Below are 3,557 nucleotides of genomic sequence, written 5' to 3'. Positions count from 1 at the left end.
GTGGGGGGATTCATAGTTACCGGTCTAGTGGTGTAGACCAGCTGCCTGGAGCTTGGCCTAGACCAATGGGCCTGTCAACGGCTGTTCGACCGATCTCGACCACCCGTTATCAAGCCGACACCGCACATCGTTCATCGCGTGATGAGGTATTCGTTCCGTAGCCATACATGCAACGATGTGAGCCGTTAACGATGTGGCGGGGTCGCTGAAGGCCTCGCGAGAAGCGGGAGAACAGGTCCGATGAGCAGCGACGGGGGATCCACCGCCCAGGTCAACGACCCCGAGGTGAACAACCTCCCGACGCAGGCCGGCACCGACCCGACCGCGCGCGTCCCCAAGTACTACGGCCTGAAGCGGCACCTGCTGCAGCTCACCGAGACCCAGCCCGCCGGCACCCCGGTGCCGCCCGAGCGCGCGCTGGCCGCCCAGTTCGACACCTCGCGCACCACCGTGCGCCAGGCCCTCCAGGAGCTGGTCGTCGAGGGCCGGCTGGAGCGCATCCAGGGCAAGGGCACCTTCGTCGCCAAGCCCAAGGTCGCCCAGGCCCTCCAGCTCACCTCCTACACCGAGGACATGCGGGCGCAGGGCCTGGAGCCCGCCTCCCGGCTGATCGAGATCGGCTACATCACCGCCGACGACCGGCTCGCCCCGCTGCTCGACATCAAGCCCGGCGGCCGGGTGCTGCGGATCGAGCGCCTGCGGCTGGCCAACGGCGACCCGATGGCCATCGAGGTCGCCCACCTGTCCGCCAAGCGCTTCCCGGCCCTGCGCCGCAACCTGGCCAAGCACAACTCGCTGTACGCGGCGCTGCGCGAGGTGTACGGGGTCACCGTGGCCGAGGCCGAGGAGACCATCGAGACCACCCTGGCCAACCCCCGCGAGGCCGGCCTGCTCGGCTCCGACCTCGGCCTGCCGATGCTCCAGCTGTCCCGGCACTCCTTCGACGCCGAGGGCGACCCGGTCGAGTGGGTCCGCTCGATCTACCGCGGCGACCGCTACAAGTTCATCACCCGGCTGAAGCGTCCGGAGTAACCGGAGTCCGGGCCGGCCGCAGCGCCCGGAACAGCCGCACTCCCCCGCCGCACCTCGGGCGCCGGCGCGCAAGACCCGCGCGCCGGCGCCTTTCGCGTTCCGCACCGCACGTACGGTGACGGCGCCTCACGTCCCGCCGCGGCAGCGCGTTTCCGCCGCCCGGCGGTGAACAACCGGTCGGTTGCGTCCGACTGGCGGGAAGTTCCGTCAATTCCGGTGACATGGATCACCCCATGCTCTAGATTGCGCAGCCGTACTGACCTGACTGCCGATCACCGATGGTGCTGCTCGGCGGGCCCGTGCGGCGCTCGGCGCCGACCGGGCTGCGGCGCCGACGGGGAACCCTCCGGAGCGGAGCCGAAGATGCCGTCTGATCCCCTCACCCTCGAAGATGTCATGCCCGAGCCAGCCGGGAGGCCCGTCCCGGCCGTGACGCCCGAGCGGGTGCTGGCCGGCCTCGCCCTGCTGGTGCCGATCGTCGCGATGCTCTGGGTGTCCTCGTACGACAAGAGCGAACCGGCGGTGGCCGGGGTGCCCTTCTTCTACTGGTACCAGCTGCTCTGGGTGCCGGTGTCGGCCGTGTTCACGGTCGCCGCCTACCTGCTGATCACCCGGGACGAGAAGGCCCGCAAGGCGGCCCGGAAGGGCGGTGCGCGATGAAGGACGTCAACGTTCCGGCCCTCGTGGTCTTCGTGCTGTTCTTCGCCCTGGTCACCGTGATGGGCTTCCTCGCCTCGCGCTGGCGCCGCGCGGACAACGCCGCGCACCTGGACGAGTGGGGCCTGGGCGGGCGCAGCTTCGGGACCTGGGTGACCTGGTTCCTGCTCGGCGGCGACCTCTACACCGCGTACACCTTCGTCGCCGTCCCCGCGGCGGTGTACGCCACCGGCGCGGCGGGCTTCTTCGCGGTGCCGTACACGATCGTCGCCTACCCGCTGGTCTTCCTCTTCCTGCCCCGGCTCTGGTCGGTCTCCCGGGTGCACGGCTACGTGACCCCGGCCGACTTCGTGCGCGGCCGGTACGGCTCGCGGCCGCTGTCGCTGGTCGTCGCGCTGACCGGGATCCTGGCCACCATGCCGTACATCGCCCTGCAACTCGTCGGCATCCAGGCCGTGCTGGACGTGCTGGGGGTCGGCGGCGGGGAGAACGCCAACTGGTTCGTCAAGGACCTGCCGCTGTTCATCGCCTTCGGCGTGCTGGCCGCCTACACCTACTCCTCCGGCCTGCGCGCCCCGGCGCTGATCGCCTTCGTCAAGGACGCCCTCGTCTACATCGTGATCATCGTCGCGGTGATCTACATCCCGATCCGGCTCGGCGGCTACGGGCACATCTTCGACGCCGCCGCGCACAAGTTCAGCGCGCCGGGCGCCAAGGGATCGCTGACCGTCCCGCACGGCAGCCAGTGGACGTACGCCACGCTGGCCCTCGGCTCGGCGATGGCGCTGTTCATGTACCCGCACTCGGTCACCGGCGTGCTGGCCTCCAAGTCCCGCAGCACCGTGCGCCGCAACATGGCGATCATGCCCGCGTACTCGCTGATGCTGGGCCTGCTGGCGCTGCTCGGGTTCATGGCGATCGCGGCGGGCGTGGGCAAGGGCGTCAAGGGCTACAACGCCCAGCTCTCGGTGCCGCAGCTGTTCGCGGACATGTTCCCGGACTGGTTCACCGGCGTGGCCTTCGCCGCGATCGGCATCGGCGCGCTGGTGCCGGCCGCCATCATGTCCATCGCGGCGGCCAACCTGTTCACCCGCAACGTCTACAAGGACTGGCTCAAGCCCTCCGCCACCCCCGCCGACGAGACCCGGATCGCCAAGCTGGTCTCGCTGCTGGTGAAGGTCGGCGCCCTGGCCTTCGTGCTCGGCATGGACAAGCAGGCCGCGATCAACCTCCAGCTGCTGGGCGGCCTGTGGATCCTGCAGACCTTCGTGGCGATCGTCGGCGGCCTGTTCACCCGCTGGTTCCACCACTGGGCGCTGTTCGCCGGCTGGGCGGCCGGCATGGTGTACGGCACCTGGAAGGCGTACGGGATCGCCAGCCCGGCCACCAAGCACTTCGGCGGCAGCGCGGCCGGGATCCCCGGCATCGGCGAGATCGGCTACATCGGCCTGACCGCGTTCGCGCTCAACCTGATCGTCGCGGTGGCGCTCACCCTGGTGCTGCGGGCGGTCAAGGCGCCGGAGCTCCCGGACGAGACCAGGCCGTCCGACTACAGCGCCGAAGCCGGTGACGAAGAGCTGAAGAACGCGCCGGAGCCTGTAGCGGCGCACTGATTCGCGCGGTACGCGCCCTGTGATCGCGCCGCCTTCTCCGTGAACACTGGAGAAGGCGGCGCGATCATATGTATGAACAGGCGTGCACGCCGGGCACCACCAGACCGGACCGGCATCCGGCCGGAACCTGATCGACCACGGGGAGCTCGCGGCCATGGCAGAACTCGGCACCACCCTCAACGGCCAGCACCAGTCCACCCAGGGCCAGCACGGCGCCGCCCAGGGTCAGCGCGGTGCCGCCCACGGCCAGCACCC

The 3,557-nt window shown here is 70.1% G+C and carries 3 protein-coding genes; all 3 read left to right on the top strand.

Annotated elements, in window-relative coordinates:
• Window positions 1–240: 240 nt before the first annotated feature.
• The 3 genes from ACIQOV_RS32870 (at window position 241) to mctP (ending at window position 3,302) form a co-directional block, all read left to right on the top strand.
• On the top strand, window positions 241–1,032 hold the full coding sequence (locus ACIQOV_RS32870; RefSeq protein ID WP_355261095.1) for a GntR family transcriptional regulator: 792 nt from the start codon (window positions 241–243) through the stop codon (window positions 1,030–1,032).
• Window positions 1,033–1,395: 363 nt separating this feature from the next.
• On the top strand, window positions 1,396–1,692 hold the full coding sequence (locus ACIQOV_RS32865) for a DUF3311 domain-containing protein (RefSeq protein ID WP_401054380.1): 297 nt from the start codon (window positions 1,396–1,398) through the stop codon (window positions 1,690–1,692).
• Window positions 1,689–3,302: a monocarboxylate uptake permease MctP gene (gene mctP, locus ACIQOV_RS32860; RefSeq protein ID WP_359904553.1), complete on the top strand. Its 1,614-nt coding sequence runs from the start codon at window positions 1,689–1,691 to the stop codon at window positions 3,300–3,302. The genes ACIQOV_RS32865 and mctP overlap by 4 nt, the downstream gene beginning before the upstream one ends.
• Window positions 3,303–3,557 lie beyond the last annotated feature (255 nt).

It is taken from the genome of Kitasatospora sp. NPDC091257, from assembly GCF_044757675.1.
GTDB classification, from domain to species: domain Bacteria; phylum Actinomycetota; class Actinomycetes; order Streptomycetales; family Streptomycetaceae; genus Kitasatospora; species Kitasatospora lactacystinica.
Note: the sequence above shows the minus strand (reverse complement) of the source record. Positions and strands in the feature narration are given on the sequence as shown.

Coding starts and splice junctions, on each gene's coding strand:
- ACIQOV_RS32870 (WP_355261095.1), top strand. CDS start 241: ATGAGCAGCGACGGGGGATCCACCGCCCAGGTCAACGACCCCGAGGTG.
- ACIQOV_RS32865 (WP_401054380.1), top strand. CDS start 1,396: ATGCCGTCTGATCCCCTCACCCTCGAAGATGTCATGCCCGAGCCAGCC.
- mctP (WP_359904553.1), top strand. CDS start 1,689: ATGAAGGACGTCAACGTTCCGGCCCTCGTGGTCTTCGTGCTGTTCTTC.